General features: G+C 40.5%; 2 protein-coding genes. Both read right to left on the bottom strand.

Going from position 1 to position 2321, the window contains the following annotated elements; genetic code table 11:
• Window positions 1-210: 210 nt before the first annotated feature.
• Complete coding sequence (locus ACNQGX_RS18260) at window positions 211-1317, bottom strand: IS91 family transposase (protein ID WP_417978726.1); 1107 nt, start codon at window positions 1315-1317, stop codon at window positions 211-213.
• Entirely contained in the window at window positions 1302-2192 is an 891-nt protein-coding gene (locus ACNQGX_RS18255; protein WP_417978727.1) for a tyrosine-type recombinase/integrase, read from the bottom strand. The genes ACNQGX_RS18260 and ACNQGX_RS18255 overlap by 16 nt, the downstream gene beginning before the upstream one ends.
• Window positions 2193-2321 lie beyond the last annotated feature (129 nt).

The following is a 2321-nucleotide window of genomic DNA, read 5'->3' as shown; positions in this document are numbered from 1 at the left end:
AACAGTAAAGGCTTCGTTGGGCTTGAAAAGCCAACAATGAAGCCTCGGTTGGACGGAACCGATTACATGCCGTTCCAACTATGGAGCTATCGTTAAGTTTTTAGAAAGAATTTCAAGAGGATTTATAGTCCTCTTTTTTTTGGAGTAGAATCTACTTGGTTTTTTCGTGTTTTCCTTCACTTTAAGACACAAGTTCCCTTACCCATAAAACTAGCTTTTACAGGAACTTGTGTTTTGGCTAACGCCAAGATACCAAGTAGGCGGACCACGCTGGTCAAAAACCGCTATTCGGTGTAAATTCCCTGTTTTACAACAAGGACATTTGGGCAAAAAAGGCTTCTTTTCTGCTTTTTCCAGTACTTTTACCTTGAGTTTCTCCTGCAAAATCTTTAGTTTCTGCCGTTTCCAAGTGCTACTCAAAAAACCATAATGACGTATTTTTACAAAACGTTTGGGCAAAATATGCATCGCAAAGCGTCTGATAAATTCTGCGTGGGAAAGCGTCATTTGCTTTTTAAACCCGTTTTGCTTGTAATCTTTGTAGGCAAAAGTTACATTTTGAACATCAATGTTTTGGATTCGGTTGTTGCTAATGGCAATCTTGTGAGTATAACGTCCTAGATATTCCACCACCGAATGAGCATTGGCAAAAGGCTTTTTGGTAAAAACGACCCACTGTTTTTCCCAAAGTTGCTTTTGTATTTTTAGGTAATTTTCATAATGTCTTTCTTTTAACGCCTCGCAAAATTTGGCTCTAAAAACCTTTGACAAAGCCCTTACAGGAAACAGAAATTTACCATCCCTGATATTCTGCCACTTGTCGTTTTGATCTACTCCACCACCGGGAACAATGCAATGCAAGTGCGGATGCAGACTTAAATTTTGTCCCCAAGTATGTAAAACTGCAATCATTCCGCTTTGCAATCCTTTGTTTTTGCCAAAGGTTTTGAGCGTTGCCCAAGCCGATTCAAAAAGTAAATCATAAACCAATTTTGGATTATGAATCGCTAAAGAATTGATACTATCAGGCAAGGTAAAAACCACATGAAAATAAGGCACAGGCAAGAGTTCTGTGGTTCTGGCTTGTATCCAATCGTCTCGGTTTTTACCTTGACATTTAGGACAATGCCGATTCCTGCAAGAGTTGTAACTAATACTTATTTTTCCGCAATCGTCGCAAGCATCAATATGACCGCCCAATGCAGCTGTTCGGCATCTTCTCACGGCTGATAATGTCCGTAATTGCCAGCTGTTAAGTCCTAAATTTTCTATGTCATTACCAAGTTTTTCAAGTACATGAGCTACTTCGAGCTGCATTTGGCAAACAAGGTGTCAAGCGGACTAAAAGCCTTTTGAGTGTCGAGTTGAGCGATGTGCAAATATTCCATCGTAGTCTCTATTTGTTCGTGTCCCAAAAGATTTTTTAACGTAATAATATCAAGTCCATCTTCGAGCAAATGCGTGGCAAAAGTGTGGCGAAGCGTATGCACACAAACATCTTTGGTTATCCCAGCTGATTTGCAAGCTTGTTTAACAACCCATTGTACCCCACGCTGGGAATACCGAGAGTCGAAGTCGCCACCGGCTCCCCCGATGGGTTGTCCGTTGAAGATATAATTTTGGGGTTTCTCAGTATCGATATACACTTTGAGTCCCCGAATCAAGTGCTCAGAAAGGGGCACGTAACGGTCTTTTTTGCCTTTACCTTGTACTACTTTAAGTTGTTGTCGGTCAAAATCCAAATCTTGTAACCGAACTGAACGCGCTTCGGTACAGCGAAGTCCACAACCGTAAAGCAAGCCAATAAGGACTTTGTGTTTGAGTAATTGACAACTTTTGAGCAAGCGCCAAACTTCCTCTTTACTCAAAACCGTTGGCAATTTTTTCTCGTGTTTTATCGAGGGTAAATGCAGAAATTCATAGGGCAACCCTTCTGATTTTAATAGAAATCGAAGGCCATAAACCGTATGTTTAAAGTAGGTTTGCGAAGGCGTTTTGGAACGCTTTTGCAATAAAAATAAATACTCTTGAACTTGTTCTACATCAAGCTCGGTGGGGATTTTTCCAAAATGCAATGCCATGGCGGCGATGTTTCTGGAATAGCTCTCAAATGTCCGCTGGCTTCTTCCTAAAACCGAAATAGTGCGTTTGAATCGGTGAAGTAAAGCTTCAAATTCAGGTACTTCGGCAATGGCACGAGTGACAATTTTAGTTGCTACAACTGCGTCGTCTTCTTTTTTTTGTCATTGTAAATGTTTTTTAATTAGTTTTACAAAGGACTAACATTTTCAGGTGACGCGCTACCGAAGGTTTAGTTCAAC

The organism is Flavobacterium glycogeni (assembly GCF_048286775.1).
Lineage (GTDB): Bacteria > Bacteroidota > Bacteroidia > Flavobacteriales > Flavobacteriaceae > Flavobacterium.
The sequence above is the reverse complement of the archived record's forward strand: the minus strand, read 5'-3'. Positions and strand labels throughout refer to the sequence as shown.

Bases quoted from the DNA above. Each gene is read 5' to 3' on its own strand.
- ACNQGX_RS18260 (WP_417978726.1), bottom strand. From the start codon at position 1,317: ATGCAGCTCGAAGTAGCTCATGTACTTGAAAAACTTGGTAATGACATA.